Raw genomic sequence first — 20,549 nt, 5'->3', positions numbered from 1 at the left:
TATGTAGGTAGTTAGTTAAGCTTAGGAAGCTTCTTCAGATCAGCAAGAATACGTGCGACGATAATCGCTGCGTCCGAACGAAGCAGGTTCGACTTCGGTTCGAATACGTAACCGGCCTTCGGATTGCTAGGATCGACTGGCGAGCCTAAAATGAAGCCTTTCTTAGCAATAGCGACGACAGATGCTTTAGCGTAGTACTCTACGTTGCCGCCGTCCTTAAAGATTTTGTCCAGATCTTTCTTGATCTTGTCCGTGTCCGTACCCAGCTTAAGATCAAGCGCTCTAGCGATGATGACCGATGCTTCTTCACGAGTCAAGCTAGAGCTCGGTTGGAACGTCTGCGGTCCTGTACCGCGGATAATGCCCTCCCGGGCTGCTGTCTCAATGTAGCGGTAATCCCATAGCGCGTCCGGGTTAACGATAGACGGCACATCGTTGAAGTGCAGCTTGCTCAGCTCATAGTTAAGCGGGATGTCGAGCGCCTTCACGATCATACGTGCGAACTCGCCCCGTGATACATAAATGTCTGTACCGAACTCGTCATAGCCAGCTGCATTCATAATGCCTTTGGCAAAGATCGCTTCCAAGAAGTTGCGGCCGTATGGATGCGATGTTACGTCTTGGAATGAATATACCATCTTGCCAACGACATAGTAGCCAAATTTATTGAATGGTACAGTGATCGTGTTATTCTTCACGTTAACTACGCCGCCGATATTCTCCCAATACTTGGCCTTCACATCGTAACGGTATACCGTAATAATTGTGCCAATGCTGTCTCTCATATTCGGATCAAAAGTAAGCGTCAACGTGCCGGTCTTCGATGTAATCAATTCACGATCGTCCGGACGTTCATCGTAGGTTGGAATCTTCGTTCCGTTCGTTCCCTTAGCACCCGGGAATTGATACGGATCTACACCCATAGTGAGTGGATCGTACAAAGACGTATTCGGATCATCGGCAAGTCCGGCATCGATCCAGTACACTGGGCTTGCTTTCGTGAATCTAGTCGGATAAGAAAGACGGAATCTTGTTCCGAAGCTCTCGAGCGTAATATCGTAGCCTGGAGGCTTCTCCTCGAGTTCACGTCGGTCAACAACACCATCTTCGTTATTCGCAATAGCGAACAATAGATTGTGTCCGGTAAAGACTTGGTTCTTCAAGTTGCTTGGGACGTTGTAATCGCTGCGAATCAAGGACGTATTAGCTGGGAACTTCAGGTTCACTGCACCTTCGAAAATTTTGTGCGAGTTTTTCATCGTTTCCAGGTACTGAGCGCCAGGAATGTTTGTAGGCTTGTAAGTCACCTCGAAGCTGCTCTCAACCTCGTCATCGGCGCGGACGATCGTAAACCCAATTTCATTTTTGCCGACCTTAAGATTACTTAAATATGCACGGTACGTATTCAAATATGTTTCTTCAGGAGTTGAAGGATTGTTGTCAGAATCAAATTCGATTAATTCGGCTTTGATTTTATTAATGACAACCGACTCCGTACCTACAGGTGCATCGATAATGACTTCAAGGAAGTTTTGATTAACGATGCTCTTCGCAGGGAGAATTGGTCGAACGATTGTGTAAGGCATGGAAGTAGGGTCAACCTCCAAGCGATACGTTGCTTTCGGACCCGTAAGACCGTTGTTGTACGCTGTAAAGTTGTACACGCTGGAGCTGCCGTCTGCATTAAGCTTCTGATTTGCAAATATGAATGAGAAGCTTTGCGTTGCGATATCGTAACGCACCGTCAGGTTTTCTACCGGTTTAGTGGAGTTGACGATACCTATCTGAGCGTTGTCATTCAAGCTATTGACCACATAGAACTCATTCGTTAAATCCCAAAGGATTGGAGCAGCGAGCGAGCTGCCCTCTATCTTGAAAATGTAATTATTAGGTGCAGTCAGTCCATTAAGCGGATTATTCATTTCACTAATCTTATTAGTATAATGCGATAGGGACGTACTGTTGCCAAGATCAATGAAATCGAATGTACCGAAGATATTCATGCTTGCTTCCGTCGTGTTAAAGATCGATCCGCTTTTCGGGAACTTCGGATCGTTCGGCAAAGGCTCATCATAACCGCTGGCGTAAGGGAAAATACCCAGTGCCGTGTCTACCGGAATAACCGGCAGGTTGGTCGGCACGATATACACCTTCAACTTCTTCTCATATGCATTTTTCGAGCCTTGGAATACGAACTTAATTTCGTTTTCCCCACTGAATAGCGCATCGAAAGCTTTGATTTTCTCAGCAGCGTCATAGATTTCGAATTTCGTTACATCGGTTGAATCTGCTTTTAGGCGTATCGGTGTGTTATTAATATAGAAAAACACCGTTTGCGCAGCATTGGCTGCCAAGTCATAGCGTATCTCGGAAGTGTTGTTAATATTGTTGATCTGGCCTTTAAAATCGCTAAGCGCTGCGGTAATTACTTTGGAGATTCGATCCGTTTTCAACAGGTTCGTATCGTCGTAGATCAACATATTGTCAAATATCGTCTGGTAGCTTGTGAACGGTCCAAATAACATCGTGAATGTAACGGATTTCTTCACTCCGCCAACATCAAGCTGAATGGTTTGCGTTCCTTCAAAAGGAAGTTTCTTGAAGATGATAACTTCACGCTTGAAAAGCTTCGAAACGCCGTTCACATCACGATAAACAAACTTTGACGTGAGCAGCTCGGATTGGTTCTCGAATTTATCAACTGTTGGAGCAGCAATATAGTTCGAATCGGTAGCTCCTGTAATACTTGTGACGCCGGTAACCGTAGCTAATTCAGCTGTTGGAGCAGCGATATCCGGATTCGCGATTAAAACTTCCATTGCAAATGGAATACTAAATAAATTGATTCCGTCAAGTGCCGATCCGGTCAAGTTCTCGAATGGCTTGTCTTTGGTATATCCGGTCAAATAATTGATTTGTTCGATATATTCTTGCCCTCCGTCACGCAGCGAGAACGACATGTTGCCTGTTCCCTCGTTGTATGGCAAGCTTTGCGCCCTTCTCTTCTCGTTCACGGCGGTAAGCTTCAACGTATATTGATCGTCGAATACTGGTGTTCCACCGGTAAACGTGCTTAATGGCGTTTTGAATTCATAGACAAAGAATGCATCGTCATTCTGCCCTACAGGCAATGACGGACTTACCGTATAAACAGATCCGTTAAATGTTGAGGTTGTTGTACCTGTCTGTGTAGATGTAGAACTGATCTCAATCTCGGTATTAGGATCCGGATGCGGCTCTAGAATGCCATCTGTCGGCACAGAATCGTCCTTCAGAAAGTTCGGTACGATAACCTTACCAGTAACCATGACTGCAGCAGGATCTTCTGCCGAAAAATTAGGGTTATACTCAAGTGCTACTTTATTTGTTACCGCTGGAGTGCCTACTGTTTCCTCCAGGTTCACATCATAGAACGTTACATTCCCGTTATAAAATGCGATCTCGCGTGTCGTTTCGATCGTCTGATCGGCATTCTTAACGCGGATCGTAACAAGGTTCTTACCTTGCTGGACGTTAATCGGGGATGCTGCGAATTGATAATTATTAGAGCTGCTGACATTGTACGTCTTACTGCTGTTGTTCGTAATAACCGTTACGGACTGAGCGTTCGGCGCAAAACCAGTCAAGCTGATATCAGCCGAAGTTTTGCCTGTCGAGTTGGTCGAGTGGACTACGGTCGTGCCATTCTCTTCAACGGTAAAACGGTTACCGTCCAACTGGGCAACAAGGTCATAAAATACAGGCGCATTGTGGTAATTGATATAGATAGAGTTCGTCACTTCCCCGCCGCCTTGTACGCCTTTGAACGTAATGCGGTTAAGGCCCGGGAAAAGCTCGATGTTGTATACTTGAATGTTAAATCCGTTGATGTAGATATTGCTCGTCACGTTCTCGCGTTTCGAACCGATCTGGTCGTTAGAGGGATCATTGTCGCCTCTGTTGTTAATGATTTGGACAACGTCGTACGAAACTGTCGCTCCATTAACGTTGCTGATTGAGCCTGTCAGCGTTACGCGCGGCTCAGTCGTAATGCGCGGTGCATTCGATACGTCGGATTCGTTGGAAAAGCTAAAGCTTCCCGTCGCGGCAGATACGTTATTACCGCTGTACGGCGGCAGTACCTGGAGGACGAGGGCCAGCATCATCAAAACTGCTGTAATTTTTTTTAACACGATAAGCCTCCTCTACTTCTGTCCTTTAAAGTTAGATGTAACGTATATATCGGACAGACCGCGGCCAAAGTTTAGGTTAAACATCAATTTCCAAATATGACAAGTAATCATGGCAACTAAACATTCACGAACATTCTCAGTCGCAACCCGCACATTAAAGTTACTTCCACAACAAAGTGATTGATAGACCAACTTGGTAACCTCCGCCTTCATTTCGAGCTCGCTGTTGCCGTTTGATTGGATTTTGTCCAATGAAAAGGATCATTGCTACGAATTTGGTGCGTTTGAGTGGAAAACATCCAACCTAATCGCCTAACTACACACCATACCGCCTATATCTGCTCATTAGCCTGTACAAAATCCATTCAAATAGTACGAAACGGATTATTCTCGCTATTTGATTGGATGAAATCCATTCATACGAACGATGTGCCATATGGTTTATAAGCTTCACTCACAGAAAAAAGCTCCGAGCCTCTTGGTATAAGAGACTCGGAGCGAATGCATAAATGAATATTAATTTATTTCGAACGCGATTCCGCGTTAACCTTGGTCCGCAGGAATATACGGTTTAACAGGTTAATAAGCGGTCTGCGCGTCTTGTCCACGATCCCGGTAACCTCCGCACCGATCTGGAGGAAGAACATTAGCAAGCAAATGACGGCGAATGTAATCCAGTTGGCCGCGCTCGATTGCACGACAGCCGATTGCACGATCGCAAGTCCGCCGAAGATAGCGGCTACGCCCCAAATAATGAGGACGGTCTTGCGGTGGCTGAAGCCAAGATCGCGCAGACGGTGATGCAAGTGTCCTTTGTCCGGCGCGAATACAGGGCGCTTGTTCACCCAGCGGCGAATGATTGCGAAGAACGTGTCCGAGAGCGGAACGCCGATAATTAGCAGCGGCGTAACGAAGGATACGATCGTAACCTGCTTGAAGCCAAGCATGGAGAGTGTCGCCAAGCTGAATCCTAGGAACAGCGAGCCGGAATCTCCCATGAATATTTTCGCAGGATGGAAGTTGAACACAAGAAAACCGACGATGCCGCCAAGCAGCAGCGTACTAAGCAGGATGATTGGCTGGAAGCCCATCAGCGATGCCATGACTACGATCGTCGCAATGGCGATACCCGATACGCCCGCGGCAAGCCCGTCCAAGCCATCGATCAAGTTAATCGCGTTCGTAACGCCAACGATCCATAGAATCGTAATCGGAATCGCGATCCAATGAGCGATTGGCTGCATCGTCTCGCCGAACGGAATGTTCAGCAGATCGATCTTCACGCCGAAGCCGAATACGACAACGGAAGCTGCGGCAATCTGGCCGACTAGCTTTACCTTAGCCGAAAGCTCGAAACGGTCGTCTAGAGCGCCAAGCACAATAATGATTGTCCCGCCGACAAGCAGCGCGTTAATCAGCTTCATGTCGCTCGGGCGAAGCAAGCCGTCAGGCAACAATGGGGACAATAAGAAGAATCCCCCTACAAATGCAATATAAATAGCTAACCCGCCAAGACGCGGCATAATGCGCGTATGTACCTTGCGGTGATTCGGTTTATCGATTGCGCCGACTTTGAACGCAAGTTTCTTCACGAGCGGCGTCATAACAAGCGCTAATACAAGAGAGATGATGAATCCTATCGTGTACAGCAAGCCTACTGGCATTTTGTGCAACTCCCCTTTTCTTCAAATATAAGACGCTCATTAACAAGCAGCCCTATATTTCCTGCGTGTAACGTCATTCTCGCCGTCAAAGGACGATGATTTGCGTTTACGCATGTACCGAAGTGAATTATACTCCGATTGAAAAAGAAACTCCAATCCCGTTTTCAACCGATTTTCACGGTTTTCACTACATATTCGCGGTGTAAGTTAAGGTTTTGTCACTTTTTCTTTGTCGCGAAGCACTTTCACGACGAATTTCGGCAAAACAAGCATTCTTTTGTAACGTTTCGGCTCTTGCAGCAGGCGATACAACCATTCGAGACGAAGCTTCTGGAAAATAATTGGCGCACGTTTTAATCTGCCGGATATAACGTCGAAGCTTCCGCCGACACCCATTATGAGGGGTACGTTCAAGCTTTTCTTATGCTTGACGATCCAAGGCTCTTGCGTGTCCGCGCCGCGCGCTACGAATAACATATCGGGCGCCGCTTGCCGGATCTCGGCAATCACTTCATCGTCCTGCTCGGCTGTGAAGAAGCCGTTGCGGCAGCCTGCGATCCTTACCTGCGGATACTGCAACTGCAGCTTCTCGGCCGCCGCTTCAATAATTTCCTGCGTCGTACCGAGCAAGTACACCTTCCAGTGGCGTTTCTCGCCTTGCTCCATTAGCTTGCTTAGCAGCTCGATGCCTGTTACTCGCTCAGCAACCGGATTTCCGACGTGCTTCGCCGCCCACACAACTCCGGCGCCGTCTGGAACGATTAAATCAGCCTTCAGCATCATCCGCGCATAATTCGGATCGTCCACCGCTGCCATAATCATGATCGGATTAGCCGTAATGACATGCGTAGGTTTTCTTGCCTCAATAGCTGTTGTAAGTAAACGAACCGTCTCGTCCAAATTCAGTTTCGAGAACGGTATGCCATAAATCGGCACGGTTGGATGATTATTCGACATGAGGAAGTCACCTCGATATAGTATGACGCAAGAAATGCACGATTTGTTGCGCCGGTTTTTGCGATTGTTCCACTAATTGGTCGATTGCGCGCTTATGCTTGTCCTGCCACTGTCCACGCTGGTCGAGCAGCAGACATGCCGCATCGGCGAAAGCCTCTGCGTCCAGCTGCTCAGTCGTACCGATCGGCGTTAGGCCGAGTCGATTCAGGAATTGATCGATCTTAGGATCGTAGGACAGGCCGAGCATCGGAATGCGCTGGCCTGCGGCATAGATAAGCGCGTGCAGGCGCATGCCCAGCAGCGCGTCGCACCGGCTGACCTCAAGCAGCATCTGCTGCGGATGGTCGCCGGGAGCGGCCAGCTCGGCGGAACTGCCGTCGCCGAGCCGGCCGCGCAGCCGTTCCATCACCTGCTCCGACGTTTCTAAGTCGGAGGGGGTGTGGAACGGCAAGAAGCGCAGCCGCACAGGCCGGCGGTGCGACAGCGCGACCAGCGCCTCGACGGCGCGCGAGAGATCCGCGCCGTCGCTGCGCCAGCGGCGCAGCGAGACGCCGATGATCGGCGGCGTCTCGCTCGCGCCGAGGATCGCTGCCGCCTCAGCGGCCGGCAGCGGCAAGCCCATCACCGGATCGGGTACTACTTCGATCCGGCCCGCAGGGACCCCGATCCGCCCAAGCAAAGCGGCGGATTCGGCGTCCCGCACCGAAACATACTTGCTCCGCTTCATCACATGGCGGATCAACGGATCCATCCATCGGCGGTTCACCGGGCCGATACCCTGCGCATACGCGAACGTGGGCTTGCCCAGAAGCTGGGCAAGCTTCATGATTCCCGTATAATACGGAATCGTCTTCGTCCCCGTTGCATCCTGGAGCAAGCTGCCGCCGCCGCTAATGAGCCCGTCGCAGCGGCGGAGCGTCTTCAGCACGTCCGCCGGACGCATCCGATGCGCCGCTTCAACTCCGTATGTCTTGCTCGTCCACTCCGGGTCACCCGACAGCACGATCGGCTTGATCGTTACGCCCTGCGCCTTGCCTTCCGCCTCAAGCGCCAGCAGAATCGAGAGCAGCACCGCCTCGTCGCCGCTATTATGGAAGCCATAATAGCCGGAGATCGCTATTTGATATACTTGCGTATGAGAACCGGTGCCCATTTCTTCAAAACTCCCTCCACAATCAGCCAAGCAACAATAAGAATGCAGCCGATAATCGCTCCCGTGCCTAGTCCAAGCAGAACGCGGATAGCCGAAATATAAAGCGGCGTATGCAGATGCGCGAACGTGTCAACCATCGACAATTGGCCGATTGAGCCTACGATAACGAGCAGCCATGCCGCGCGATAACGGAGCGATAAGAACAGTCCGAGCAGGAAGAGCGGGTGCGACAACAGGAACTCCTTAAAGCGCGGCCTTACGCCGAACGTCTGCTCCAGGAAATTGCGAATCACAAGCTCTATCGGCGTTACCGATCCAGCATTGCCTGTACGCGACAAATAATAATAACCGACTAGGCCGATAACAGCGACGAGAACAACCCATGTAAGCGTAATAGGCTGCGCAAGCAGCTTGCGAATATTGAACAGCTTCGCATGGCCTGTATAAAGCACGACGTAGATCGCAACAAGCGCAATTGGCGCAAGATGCAATACGCTAACGCCGCGGAATTGTTCCAATACAAGATTGTACGTAATATTGTTCAATAAGCCGAACACAAGCGGAACGGCAATAAGTGAAATTAATGCCGTTACTACGAACCAATTGATCGCCAGTCCAAGACGTTTGCCTACGGACGGAGCAGCGAACAGCCAGTTCAAGCGGCCATTCTTCCCGCCTGCAGCCGCTTCGTCCGCTGCAAGGGACGCTTGGCTTCTGCCAACCGACCAATCTTCGCCTCCAACGATACGCCGATCGCCAACAGTTCTTGACGTGATGCGATTCATTGCCCAAATGAGTGCCAGCGTCGGCGCAGCGATAGCCGCGCCGAGCGCGAGCGCCTGCTCCATCGTCGAGCTGTTCAGCTTGTACAAGCCTGCGCTGCCGACTAGTCCGAGCAGGAATACCGGAATGTTGACGCCCGGTACGAATGTACCGACAACAAGCGCAATAAGCGCAATTGCTCCCAGCGCTACAACGCCGCGAAGCGGCTTCGCCCATGACGGCTGCTCGTAATCGAACGGCTGCGGCTCGCCTGGCGTGAAACCGTGCTCAGCAAGTTTGGCAACGGCTCCATTATCCCCGCGCAGCGCTTGGCTTATTTTATCCAAGTTATGAACGAATTTGCCCTTGTCCGTATTGGCCTGTACCATGCCGTTCAAGAAGAACATCCGAATATTGCGATCCTTCGCCGCCAAGAGGAAACGGTCCGCTATCCCCTCCGGCGTCATCGTCATTCCGTCACCTGCGGATAGCGAGTAGAGTCGCACTACGTTATAGTCTGTATCGTACGCTAATGTATTAATCCCTTTTTGCGGCTTTTTCAAATTCTCGATAGCGGCGATACCCATGCCATAGTTGTTCAGAAGCTCAGAGAAGCTATGTAGATTCGCTTTATCGGATGCTCCTTTGACTTTATCGCCATCGAATAATACGCGTGTCACGCCATATTCCTTCATTTGACCGAGAAGCTTGTCCAGAGCCTCTGCATCATAGGGCTGAATCCGGTCCGAGAAGCGCGGCAAAATCTTAAAGCCCATGCCGTTCAGCTCTTCCATCGCCATTGGGTCAAAATCCATGACCTTCATGACCGCTTCCCCGACAGGCATCTCGATCACAAGACCGTTTCGCCCCTCGTAGGACCACTCGCGGTAGACAGCCTCGGCGCGATCGAACGCCTCGCGCACGATTGGTCCGATCTTCTCTTCCTCTTCCTTGCCGTTAAACAAAACGTACGTATAATTTTGTCCGGTAGCCTCGAACTTTCCTTGCAGCAACGCCGCATCGCGGGCGCTGAAGTACATCAGTCTGCCCGACTGTACGAGCTCCTTCAAGCTGCTCTCATAGACAGCCATCGTCGTGATGCCTGAATCCTTCAGCAGCTCGAGCTTCTCCTTCATGAACTCCCGAGGCTTCGATTGCAGCTCCGATACTTCAATAATATCGCGATAGTCGAATACATACTCAATATTCTTCGACGTCTTTTCCATATCCATCCGAACCAAGCCAAGCGGCATAGCCGCCGCTACGCCAATCAGCGTAATGACCCATAGCCATATCTTCGCGTGCCGATTCCATTGCTGCCATCGTAAAAGCACGAAACTCCTCCGTTCTAAATTACAGTTTCCAGTCTAGGCTTTGCTGTCAACACGCGCCATAACGGCATTCTTCAACGCTTGAAGCGACTCTGCAGCCGCAGCCGTCGATTCACCTTTGACCGCGAAATAAACTTTTATTTTCGGCTCGGTACCCGATGGACGCAAGCAGAACCACGATCCGTCCGCACGAAGATACTTCAGCACGTTTTCCGGACGAAGTCCGTCAAGGCCTCCCGCGTAGTCAAGCACCCGTTCAACCTTCACGCCGCCGATCTCGGCAGGCGGATTCTGACGCCAGTCGTCCATGATCGCTGCGATCTGCTGAACACCGTCAAATCCCTTAAGCGTGCGGGATTCCAATCCCTCCAAGTACACACCGTGCTGCGCATACAGCTCAAGCAGCACATCGTATAAAGTTTTCCCTTTGCTGCTATAATAAGCAGCCGCTTCACAGATCAACAGCGAGGCGACAATCGCATCCTTATCGCGCGCATATGTGCCCGTCAGATAGCCGTAGCTTTCCTCATAGCCGAATAGAAATGCACGTTCGCCGGTTTGCTCGTAACGCGTCATTTTCTCGCCGATATATTTGAACCCTGTAAGTGTATTTTCAACCGCAACACCATAGGACAATGCGATGTCCGCACCCATCTCGCTCGTGACGATCGTCTTCACAACGACGCCATTAGCCGGAAGCTTGCCACGCTCTTGCAGTTGGCTCAGCACGTAATGAACCATCAAAGCGCCCGATTGATTGCCTGTTAGCACGACGTATTCGCCTTCGTTGTTTTTCACGACGGCGCCCATGCGGTCCGCATCCGGGTCCGTACCGATAATGATGTCGGCGCCAGTCTCCTTCGCGAGGGCAATCGCCAGCGTGAATGCTTCGCGTTCCTCGGGATTCGGCGACTTCACCGTACTGAAGTAACCATCAGGCTGCTCCTGTTCGGGTACGATATGAACGTTGCGGAAGCCCGCTTGCTTCAGCACCTCACGAACAGGCATGTTTCCTGTTCCGTGCAACGGCGTGAACACGACGCCAAACTTCTCGCCGATCTCGCCTTTCAGCAGCTCGCCATTCAAGCTTTGCGCTGCAACCGTATCAATGAATTGTTGATCCGCATCAGCGCCCAACCAGCGGAGCAAACCTTGAGCTTCCGCTTCCTCGCGGCTTATGCGTTTGATCTCACCGAGGTCTACGATATGGCCGATCGAAGCGATAACTTGCTCTGCTTCCTCCGGAATAAGCTGACAACCGTCTGCACCGTATGCCTTGTAGCCGTTATATTCAGGAGGGTTATGGCTTGCCGTAATAACAATGCCGCTCGCCGCGTTCAACGCGCGAACCGCAAAAGACAATTGCGGCGTAGGACGCAGCCCTTCGAATAAATACGTCGTAATGCCGTTAGCCGCAAGCACAAGCGCCGAATCCAGCGCGAATTCAGGCGACAGATTGCGGGAGTCATGAGCTATAACGACCGAAGGTTTGCCGCTCTCAGCGCTTTCATTGGCAAGCAGCCAGTTCGCCAGGCCTTGCGTCGCTTTGCCGACGGTATAAGCATTCAAACGGTTAGTCCCTGCACCCATAACCCCGCGCAAGCCGCCTGTCCCAAATTCAAGATCGCGATAGAAACGATCCGTAATTTCCTTCTCGTCGCCAGCGATGCCGCGAAGCTCCGCCTTCGTTGCTTCGTCGATGAGCGGATCATTTAACCATGCTTCATATTTGGCCGCAGCCGTGTTCAGGGATGATTGAGTCATATATTCAACCTCTTTCTTCGTATCTTTGAAAATCTAATCCAGCCTACGTGTGCAACAAATGATTAAGTACGATCGGACAAAGCAAACATAAGCTCGCCTTCGGCTACTACCTTGTCACCAACTTTTGCAGTCGCTTTTCCTTTGCCGATCGGTCCTTTGAGGCGCGTAATCTCTACCTCTAGAATAAGCGTATCGCCAGGCTTCACTTGGTCGCGGAAACGGAAGCCGTCTATGCCGGCGAAGAATCCAAGCTTGCCGCGGTTCGCTTCAACCATAAGCATCGCAACCGAGCCTACTTGCGCAAGCGCCTCCACGATTAACACGCCCGGCATAACCGGATAACCTGGGAAGTGCCCTACAAAAAAGGGTTCGTTCATCGTTACGTTTTTGAGTCCGACGGCCTTTACGCCCGGTTCAACCTCCAAAATACGGTCGACGAGCAGGAATGGAGGGCGGTGCGGAATAATTTCTTGGATTTGATTAATATCGAGCATGTTAAACAATACCCCTTTCGCAAAGTTCACTAGTATAAAAAAAGTTATTTTAACTGAAACTATACTTATCCTTCATGAAACTGCAGTTCGTGGAGGTTAAGATAAGGGAGCTTGACTAGGAGACCTGAAGCGTCTTTGGTCAAGCTTCTTTTTTCTCCGGCTCACCTTCCTGTTTACCAATCACATCGACTTCCGGCTTATTTAGCGCCTTGAATAATGCGATATACATAAAGGAAGTAATAAATGAGAACGCGATGACCGCCCAAAGATACGACTTTGCAAACGATGCATCGAAGAAAATAAACATGATGGCTGAATAAAATAATATCGTCGTCAGTTTCCCCATCCAGTTGGCCGGCACGGTCTTCTTGCCCCGAAAATGATAAAACATGCCTCCCGCTATCATGCCCAAATCGCGCAAAAACATCGCTCCAGCCGCAGACAATGAAATCATGTCTGCCAGCAACAGCGATAAGATGACTGTTATGAGCATAAGCTTATCGGCCAGCGGATCAAGCATAATGCCAACCGTTGTCACTTGTCCGCTCTTACGAGCGATGTAGCCGTCCAAAATATCGGTAATACCGGCGGCAACCATAATCAGAAAGGCTGGGATCATATAACCGCTTGAGAATACACCTATGTACACCGGAATTAACACAAAGCGTAATGAGGTTAATAGATTCGGCAGATTCAAACGGTCACACTCCTTTGCCTATTCCTGACTTTCGCCTCGGCTCCCAACTATTATACAACTACCATATGCAAATGAAAACTGCGCATGCGTCTACCTTGACAGAAGAATGTGCTGCATCCCTATAAAATGTTGTAGTTCTCTGTACCCATTTGAAATAAGTTGCCCTTTTTATCTTCATTTCCAGCCTTTTCTAGCCGTTAATAGTAGAAGACACTAATATTAATGAAGCAGAAAGGAACGGGATGCAGTGAATTTACGTTTACAATGGAACTTGTCGTTCATGCAGGCGCGAAAATGGCTTGCCGCTACTCTGGCACTTATGCTTATTGCTACCTCAATGACAGGAATCGCTTATGCGGCGGAGGATACCGTAACCGGAATCGAATTCGATTATGACGCCTCGGATTTCAATAGCAGCACCAATTCCCTTGATCTAAAGGTCGAGTCGGATAAAATCAACGTCACGTTGTTTGCTTCGGTCTCCGGCAGCACAACGAAGAAGAATGTTACTTCAAGCGCAACATGGAAGTCGTCAAGCGCCTCAATCGTAAAGGTTGAAAGCGGCGTCCTTACCGGTCTCGGCAAAGGGACTGCAACGATTACAGCAACTTATAGCGGATATACGGTCAGCATCAAAGCAACGTCTGACTATGTATACGATGAAGTAACGCTGAGGGATTCCAAAGGCGAAAATGATATTCCATCCACGCAAGAAATTAAATTAGGCGAAACGCTCATTTATAGACTCGAAGGCACCAAAGGCAACGACGATGGCGTAAATATTTCATCCGAAGCCACTTGGTCCTCTTCTAACACGGCGGCCGCAACCGTCGTTGACGGCACGATTACCCTAGTCGGTACAGGTTCGACGACGATTACCGCAAAGTACAAAGGAAAAAGCGATTCGGTCGTACTGACCGTCTCCTCCCCTTACAAGTCGATCGAGCTTAACAAATCTGGTCTTCTTGAGCTTGAAATCGGGACCGATGATACGAAGCTGACAGCTACAGTAACAGACAAAGATACTCTCGATACAGATCCAGTAACCGACAAAGCAAAATGGACCAGCTCCAGCACAGCCATCGCAACGGTTGATAAAGGCTCCATTACGCCAGTTAGCGCAGGCAAAGCAACAATCACCGTCTCGTATCTCGGCGTAACCACTTCCATCGAAGTCGTTGTTCGTGCAGCTTATCAATCAATTAAGCTGACGCCAGAGAAGGAATATCATATGTTCCTTCAGGACGGTGACCTCCCAATCATGGCTGAGGTGCTGACGAACCAGAACGTATCGAAACCCGTAACTACAGAAGCGACATGGACATCGTCCAACGTAATCGTTGCTACCGTTAATAACGGTGTTGTTACACCTAAAGGCGTTGGTACAACGAAAATCACAGCATCACACAAAGGCGTAAGTCGCAGCATCGAAGTAACCGTATATGCCAGCATCAATGCGGTGAAGACGGAGACAAAGGAAATCGACGGATTCATCTCCGATAGCGCCGAGCTTCCAAAAGTAACCGCTACGATCTTCGACGGCACGGAAACCGATGTCAGCAAACTTGTGAAATGGACTTCTTCCGATGAGGAAATCGCTACGATCAAGGACGGTAAATGGACAGCAGTCGCAATCGGCGAAACCGTTCTGACCGGCACCGTGCAAGGTTTGAAAGTAGAAGCCAAGCTGACAGTGCACGTCAAACCGCTTAAGCTCATTGCAAGCACGAAGGAAATGAGTGTTATTATCGGCAAGGAAACGGCATTGCCAAGCGTAACCGTCGTTAATGAAGACGGCGAAGAAGAGGACGTAACGAAGTCCATAAAGTGGAAGACAACGTCCGACAATATCGTATTGAAGGCTGAGACCGTTAAAGGTCTTGAAGCTTCTACCGTTTCCCTGACTGGCACGTACTTGAACAAAACGATAACCGTAAAAGTTCGAATTGAAGAGGAAATCGTTAAGTTCGTCGTAGAGCCTACCTCTCTCGCGCTCAATCCGGGACGCTCGAAGTCGATTAAAGTAACCGGCTATTACAAAGACGGCAAAAAAATCTCTCTCGGTTCCAAAATGAACTGGGAGGTCAATCCCGATACAATCGCATCCGTTAACGGCAGCTCCGTTAAAGCCATAGCCGTTGGCAGCGGCAAAGTATCCGGGTCTTACCAAGGCAAGAAAGTTGAGATCGCCCTAGTCGTTACCCCTAAGCTGAAGTCGCTCTCGGTGTCGTCTAAGACGGTATCGCTCAGCCCTGGCGCAGCGTTCGCTATAACGTTAACGGCGAACTACACAACGGGCAGCCCGGTTAATGCAACGGCCAGCGCGATATGGACGAGCTCCAAACCAAGCGTAGCTACAGTAACCGACGGCAAGATTACAGCGGTAAGCAAAGGCACATCGACGATCAAAGCAAGCTTTGGCGGCAAAACGATTACCATACGCGTTAGCGTTAAATAGAAGCCTCTAAATGAACAAAGCCCTTTCACTTCCGGTCACGGAAGCTGAAAGGGCTTTGTTGTTAAGGTTAAGCTATGCATCTATTGAAGCGGCCGCTTTACTCCGCTTGCTGTATTTCATAACGAACCAGTCGTACAGCTGTTTCCCGGTGTCTGCGGTCAGCAGCAGGATAAGCGGGATCAAGGTGAACGTATACCTCGCCTCCGCGACGTAGATTAGTCTCAGCGCAGTCATCGAGACGACCAACAGCGCTATGAAGATCAGCAGCGGCTGCGAACGCTTATACCGCAGCAGCGCATAGATCGTTCCCAGCGCCCCGAGCAGCATAATGAGGAAGTGCAGCGGCAAGCCGTTCATGGGTATAATCGTATACCATGGATCATGCCCAGTTCCCGTATAGACCGGGCCGTACAGATAGACCAACTTGCCGACCGTATACCAGCCGAGGAAGGTCAGCGGATAATGCTTGAAGCCGTATATAATACGCTCCTTTGCGACTTCCGTCTGTGAATCTTCCGCTTTCGCATGAATCGGAACAATCGTATTCTCATAGTTCTTGTATTCGAACGTGCCGGCATACAACGGATTTTCCATCGTTGACAGCAAAATAAACTTATCGAACGTCACCATATTGCGAATCCACCACGGACTCATGAGCACGGCGAATACAAGCATCGTCACACCGAAGACGGTCAGTACCTTCTTGCGGCTTTGCTTCAGCTTCCAGCCGTAGAATACAACGAACAACAGCGCAACCGGCAGAAATTCCGGACGCGTAAGCACGAGCGCCCCGAGCACGGTACCTGCCGCAAGCGCCCATGGAAGCGACAACTTCTCGTAGGAGTGCAACTGCAGCGTAACGTACAGCGCGAGCAGGAACGTCGCCAGCACTTCGGTTAGTATCGCTCCGTTCGCATAGACGAATGGCGGGTAGACTGCCGCCAGCAGCAAAGCAATGAGCGCTTGCGCTCTTCCTAGCTGCCGATAGGCTAGTTGGAACAATAACGCCATCGTAGCAAGACTTAAGATAACTTGTATGTATCTGACATAAGGAAAAGGATCATGCTTCTTATAATCGACCGCTTTATAGATCCCCGCCAGGAAGAGCGGAAAACCCGGCGTCACCTTCGCATTCGGCTGATCTTCCTTATAGGCGTAAACGCCTTTCTCCAGCAACTGTTGAACCATTAGATTGTAATACTTCGTATCATGGTTTTTCATGCTGTGCGTCGACGATGCGACAAAGTCGAAGCGCAGAAATGCGCCTACTATGAATAGGACAGCGACAGCGCCCCAGTACCATTTTGCACGCGATTGGTTCATCTTCTCCACCATACCGCCTTCCCCTGAAATTCCACACAAAAAAAAGATCACGCTCAGCAGTCGCTCCTGCAAGAGCATGATCTCATATGCTTATTCGTACGAGCAAATGCGTCGTACACCCTTACGAATCGGCAAACACCAAATCGTATAGATGCTGCCAAGTCGACCAACTGAATACTTCATCCTCCGGCTGCTTGCCAAGTACGACATAACCGGCGTACAGGCCTACAATGAGCATAATGACCATAATGACCGGTACGATGCTCTTTCGCAAAATCCATAAAGTGATATTCGCGCCTTTGGATCGCTGCTTCTTAGCTTTAGCCTTCGTCTTCGAGCCGTCTCGCTTCGGGGGATCTTCTCCTTCGCCCCTATTGCTATTCTCGACTCGTTCATCGGCCATACTCATTCACCATCATCCTATCCTTATGCGCGCAAACTGTTTGCAAGTCCCATCATCGTATCACTGGACGAGAGCGCCCGCGCAGCCAGCTGGTAAGCGCGCTGCACACTAATAAGCTCCGTAATCTCATCCGTCATTTCGACATTGGATTGCTCCAAATAACCTTGGTTAACAGTAACGCCATTATCGCTGCCAGGCACGACAAGCTGAACAACGTCTCCTTCGTCGATTCCATCGGCGATAATGAACAGATTGTCCGCCACCGCCGTCAACGCCGCAGGACGTGTCGCTTGCAGCAGCTTCACGCTGCCAAGCTCGATCGTCTGCTCGGACGAAACGCCAAGCACAGTGCCATCCGGATTGACGCGCAGGCTGTAGCCTTGCGGTACGACGATCTGACCGTCTACGAGAGCGCCCGTCTGATCCCGGACTCTTCCGACTACAGGATATCCGTCTTCCGTTGCCAGTATGGTATCACCGTTTGCGTTAGGCGTCAACTGGAAGGCGCCGTTGCGTGTATACGCACGGTTGCCTGCCGCATCGACTTCGACCTCGAATAAGGCATTTCCTTCAATGGCAAGGTCAGTCTCTTTATCCGTCGCTTTAACCGGTCCTTGCGACAAATTCGGCTGCACCATCGTCATATGCGAACCCCAGCCTTGGTTGAAGTTCATCGGCGACAGCCTGCCCGGCTGATTGAACGCTTCCGGCTGTCTTCTCACGTTCGTGAGCAAATCCTCGAACGTCGCTTCCTTCTTCTTATAGCCCACTGTATTCGCATTCGCTATATTATCGGCGAGCAAGTCGAGCTTCTGCTGCAGCCCGTTCATCGACACCATCGCATTAATCATTGAACCGTTCATGCTAAGCCTCCTGACGTTATCTCGTTATCGATTAGACACGGCCAATCTCTGTTACCGCTTTGCCTAAGCTTTGATCGTAAAATTGAATAACCTTCTGGTTCGCTTCGTAAGCGCGAAGCGCAGCCATCAAATCGACTGAAGCTTGCGCAGCGTCGACGTTGGAGCGTTCGACGTAGCCTTGTCTTACTTCGATCCTCTCGCCTGCATCGATTGCGCGGGCATTGCCGTCTTCGCCTTCGAAGCGGAAGTTGCCGTTGCCGTCGCGCACAAGCTCGTTCGGATTATCTACGCGCGTGATGAGGAGCTGCCCCCGATCGATGCCTTGGGGATCTAAGAACCGCTGATCGTCGGTCAACATCAGATTCTCAAGGCTTGTCCCGACCGGAAATTGGATAGGCTGACCGTTCGCTCCAAGTACGCTAGAGCCATCGGTCGTCATGAGGAAGCCGTCTTCCGTCAATGTGAACTTGCCTCCGCGCGTATAGCGCACTTCTCCATTCGCGTTCTGAACGGTGAAGAACGCTTGCGGCTGGAACGTCACTTGGCCGTCTTCGCTAACCGACTTGCCGGATGCATCGAACACAAGTCCAGGCACATCGATATTCGAGATAAGGGCGAAGTCAGAAGCATTATTCGTCTGCGTAAGATCGCCTTGCAAATGAATCGATAAGCTCTCCTCGGCGAATACGCCGCTCGTTAGCTTGCCGATCTTCATTTGGTCCTTCGGCTCAACGCCCGTAAGCGACAAGAGCATCTCAGGAAAAGCGCGCGACACCGAATTCGTCTGCTTATAGCCCGGCGTATTGATATTCGATATATTATTCGTTACCGTATCATGTCTGCGTTGCTGCGCAATCATGCCGGCAGCTGCGGTATATAGTCCTCTTAACACGATTGTAACCTCCTCGTGGCTTTCAATCCCAGTACCTCTATATATTATCGGTCGAAAGCAAGGCAGGCTGAATAGCATGTCTATGCGACCTTTGACTCATTTGCGCCTCGGCTCGCTCCCCTATGGCTCCCTACCCGCGCAAACTACATGAAAGCCGCAACATCACCTTACTTTTTTCCCGAGCTTGTCCAAGTGATCGAGCAGAATACCCGTACCCTTCACGACGCAATGCATCGGATCCTCAGCAATTAGCACCGGAACCTTCAGTTCCTCTGCGAGCAGGGCATCGAGCCCGTCCAATAATGCGCCGCCGCCTGTCAGGATGACACCGCGGTCGATAATATCAGCGGACAGCTCCGGCGGCGTACGCTCGAGTACCGACTTCGCTGCCGATACGATCGACATCACCGGATCCCATAGCGCTTCGCGAACCTCGTTCGAGCGGATTGTAACCGTAAGCGGCAGACCCGACACCATGTCGCGTCCGCGAATATCGATCTCGTCACGGCGTCCGTCCTCGAATACCGTCCCAATCTTGATCTTAATATCCTCGCTTGTTCTCTCGCCGATCAGAAGCTTGTACTTGCTCTTAATATATTTCATGATAGCGTCATCGAACTTGTCCCCTGCGACTTTAATCGAAGAGGCGGTAACGACGTCGCCCATAGAAAGAACGGCTACATCCGTCGTACCCCCGCCAATGTCCACGACCATATTGCCGCTAGGCTGGAATATATCCATTCCAGCCCCTATAGCAGCAGCCTTCGGCTCTTCTTCCAAGAAAACTTCCTTCGCGCCGCTGCGTTCTGCCGCCTCGCGAATCGCCTTCTGCTCAACCGACGTAATATTCGTCGGCGCACAGATTAGAATGCGAGGACGGCTGAACCACTTGCGGCCTTCTACACGGTCAATAAACGCTTTCAGCATAATTTCCGTAATTTCGAAGTCAGCGATAACGCCATCTCTCAGCGGCCGAATCGCAATGATATTGCCCGGCGTGCGGCCCACCATACGATGTGCCTCCTCGCCTACGGCAAGCACGCGTTTCGTGTCGCTCTCGATTGCAACGACAGACGGCTCATCGAGCACAACGCCTCTTCCTTTCACATGAATCGAAACATTGGCTGTTCCAAGATCAATCCCGATATCCTTGCTCAGCATAAGGCTTAAGTCCCCCAACGAATAATGTTTACATAACGTACGTTTAGTCCCTCTTGACAGAGAAACCGCTAGTGTACATTATTCGCCAAAAAGGTCGAAATTCCTCTACAAATCGATGAAAAATTTTCTTACTGTGTCAGCACATGTCGACAAACCTATTATTTGATTACACCTTGCCCGCGGCAATGACTTCACGCTTCTTGGAGCTCGTTTTTTTGTATTTGATTTTGGTCGCTTCGCCTCCTCTTAAATGCCTAATCGATTTGTGATACTCGAGAATGTGCTTAACCTGGTCTGCCAGGTCGGGGTTGATTTCCGGCAGCCGTTCGGTCAAATCCTTATGCACCGTACTCTTGGACACACCGAACTCTTTGGCGATCGTTCGCACCGTATGCTTCGTTTCAACGATGCAGCGGCCTATTTTAATGGTTCGCTCTTTGATGTAATCGTGCACG

At 50.4% G+C, this 20,549-nt stretch carries 15 protein-coding genes; 1 reads left to right on the top strand and 14 read right to left on the bottom strand.

All coding sequences use genetic code 11. The features are described 5' to 3' along the window. Positions 1-11 precede the first annotated feature (11 nt). From V8F51_RS26820 to V8F51_RS26785, 8 genes are all read right to left on the bottom strand, one after another. On the bottom strand, positions 12-4,172 hold the full coding sequence (locus V8F51_RS26820) for an S-layer homology domain-containing protein (RefSeq protein ID WP_337103569.1): 4,161 nt from the start codon (positions 4,170-4,172) through the stop codon (positions 12-14). Between the two features lie 521 nt (positions 4,173-4,693). Beyond that, a complete protein-coding gene (locus tag V8F51_RS26815; RefSeq protein ID WP_337103568.1) occupies positions 4,694-5,836 on the bottom strand; it encodes a glycosyltransferase family 4 protein in 1,143 nt (380 codons plus the stop codon). Between the two features lie 207 nt (positions 5,837-6,043). Then, positions 6,044-6,793, bottom strand: coding sequence for a WecB/TagA/CpsF family glycosyltransferase (locus V8F51_RS26810; RefSeq protein ID WP_337103567.1), 750 nt, complete (start codon positions 6,791-6,793; stop codon positions 6,044-6,046). 7 nt (positions 6,794-6,800) lie between these two features. Further along, positions 6,801-7,946 carry a polysaccharide pyruvyl transferase CsaB gene (csaB, locus tag V8F51_RS26805; protein ID WP_337103566.1) on the bottom strand — a complete coding sequence of 382 codons (1,146 nt, stop codon included), beginning with the start codon at positions 7,944-7,946 and terminating at the stop codon, positions 6,801-6,803. Beyond that, complete coding sequence (locus V8F51_RS26800) at positions 7,910-10,042, bottom strand: DUF5693 family protein (protein ID WP_337103565.1); 2,133 nt, start codon at positions 10,040-10,042, stop codon at positions 7,910-7,912. The genes csaB and V8F51_RS26800 overlap by 37 nt, the downstream gene beginning before the upstream one ends. Before the next feature lie 33 nt (positions 10,043-10,075). Continuing rightward, positions 10,076-11,803, bottom strand: a complete 1,728-nt coding sequence (locus tag V8F51_RS26795; protein ID WP_337103564.1) for a phospho-sugar mutase — start codon at positions 11,801-11,803, stop codon at positions 10,076-10,078. Between the two features lie 62 nt (positions 11,804-11,865). Further along, on the bottom strand, positions 11,866-12,297 hold the full coding sequence (fabZ, locus tag V8F51_RS26790) for a 3-hydroxyacyl-ACP dehydratase FabZ (RefSeq protein ID WP_337103563.1): 432 nt from the start codon (positions 12,295-12,297) through the stop codon (positions 11,866-11,868). Between the two features lie 139 nt (positions 12,298-12,436). After that, positions 12,437-12,994, bottom strand: a complete 558-nt coding sequence (locus V8F51_RS26785; RefSeq protein WP_337103562.1) for a CDP-alcohol phosphatidyltransferase family protein — start codon at positions 12,992-12,994, stop codon at positions 12,437-12,439. Between the two features lie 247 nt (positions 12,995-13,241). On the opposite strand from V8F51_RS26785, the gene V8F51_RS26780 reads away from it, so the two are divergent. Beyond that, complete coding sequence (locus tag V8F51_RS26780) at positions 13,242-15,452, top strand: Ig-like domain-containing protein (protein ID WP_337103561.1); 2,211 nt, start codon at positions 13,242-13,244, stop codon at positions 15,450-15,452. A 72-nt stretch (positions 15,453-15,524) separates the two neighbouring features. Here V8F51_RS26780 and V8F51_RS26775 read toward each other — a convergent pair whose 3' ends face one another. The 6 genes from V8F51_RS26775 to spoIIID form a co-directional block, all read right to left on the bottom strand. Next, positions 15,525-16,787: an ArnT family glycosyltransferase gene (locus V8F51_RS26775; protein ID WP_337103560.1), complete on the bottom strand. Its 1,263-nt coding sequence runs from the start codon at positions 16,785-16,787 to the stop codon at positions 15,525-15,527. 109 nt (positions 16,788-16,896) lie between these two features. Beyond that, entirely contained in the window at positions 16,897-17,184 is a 288-nt protein-coding gene (locus tag V8F51_RS26770) for a DNA-directed RNA polymerase subunit beta (RefSeq protein WP_337103559.1), read from the bottom strand. 17 nt (positions 17,185-17,201) lie between these two features. After that, entirely contained in the window at positions 17,202-18,041 is an 840-nt protein-coding gene (locus V8F51_RS26765; protein ID WP_337103557.1) for a flagellar hook-basal body protein, read from the bottom strand. A gap of 31 nt (positions 18,042-18,072) precedes the next feature. Continuing rightward, the gene (locus tag V8F51_RS26760; RefSeq protein WP_337103556.1) at positions 18,073-18,933 is read right to left on the bottom strand and encodes a flagellar hook-basal body protein; all 861 of its coding nucleotides are present in this window, start codon (positions 18,931-18,933) and stop codon (positions 18,073-18,075) included. A 162-nt stretch (positions 18,934-19,095) separates the two neighbouring features. Further along, positions 19,096-20,094, bottom strand: a complete 999-nt coding sequence (gene mreB / locus V8F51_RS26755; protein ID WP_337103555.1) for a rod shape-determining protein MreB — start codon at positions 20,092-20,094, stop codon at positions 19,096-19,098. Positions 20,095-20,260: 166 nt separating this feature from the next. Beyond that, positions 20,261-20,548 carry a sporulation transcriptional regulator SpoIIID gene (gene spoIIID / locus V8F51_RS26750; protein WP_307204834.1) on the bottom strand — a complete coding sequence of 96 codons (288 nt, stop codon included), beginning with the start codon at positions 20,546-20,548 and terminating at the stop codon, positions 20,261-20,263. Between the last annotated feature and the right edge of the window lies 1 nt (position 20,549).

The organism is Paenibacillus sp. YIM B09110, from assembly GCF_037167145.1.
In the GTDB taxonomy this organism is placed as follows: domain Bacteria; phylum Bacillota; class Bacilli; order Paenibacillales; family Paenibacillaceae; genus Pristimantibacillus.
Note: the sequence above shows the minus strand (reverse complement) of the source record. Positions and strands in the feature narration are given on the sequence as shown.

Coding starts and splice junctions, on each gene's coding strand:
- V8F51_RS26815 (WP_337103568.1), bottom strand. CDS start 5,836: ATGCCAGTAGGCTTGCTGTACACGATAGGATTCATCATCTCTCTTGTA.
- V8F51_RS26810 (WP_337103567.1), bottom strand. CDS start 6,793: ATGTCGAATAATCATCCAACCGTGCCGATTTATGGCATACCGTTCTCG.
- csaB (WP_337103566.1), bottom strand. CDS start 7,946: ATGGGCACCGGTTCTCATACGCAAGTATATCAAATAGCGATCTCCGGC.
- V8F51_RS26795 (WP_337103564.1), bottom strand. CDS start 11,803: ATGACTCAATCATCCCTGAACACGGCTGCGGCCAAATATGAAGCATGG.
- fabZ (WP_337103563.1), bottom strand. CDS start 12,297: ATGCTCGATATTAATCAAATCCAAGAAATTATTCCGCACCGCCCTCCA.
- V8F51_RS26775 (WP_337103560.1), bottom strand. CDS start 16,787: ATGGTGGAGAAGATGAACCAATCGCGTGCAAAATGGTACTGGGGCGCT.
- V8F51_RS26770 (WP_337103559.1), bottom strand. CDS start 17,184: ATGAGTATGGCCGATGAACGAGTCGAGAATAGCAATAGGGGCGAAGGA.
- V8F51_RS26765 (WP_337103557.1), bottom strand. CDS start 18,041: ATGAACGGTTCAATGATTAATGCGATGGTGTCGATGAACGGGCTGCAG.
- mreB (WP_337103555.1), bottom strand. CDS start 20,094: ATGCTGAGCAAGGATATCGGGATTGATCTTGGAACAGCCAATGTTTCG.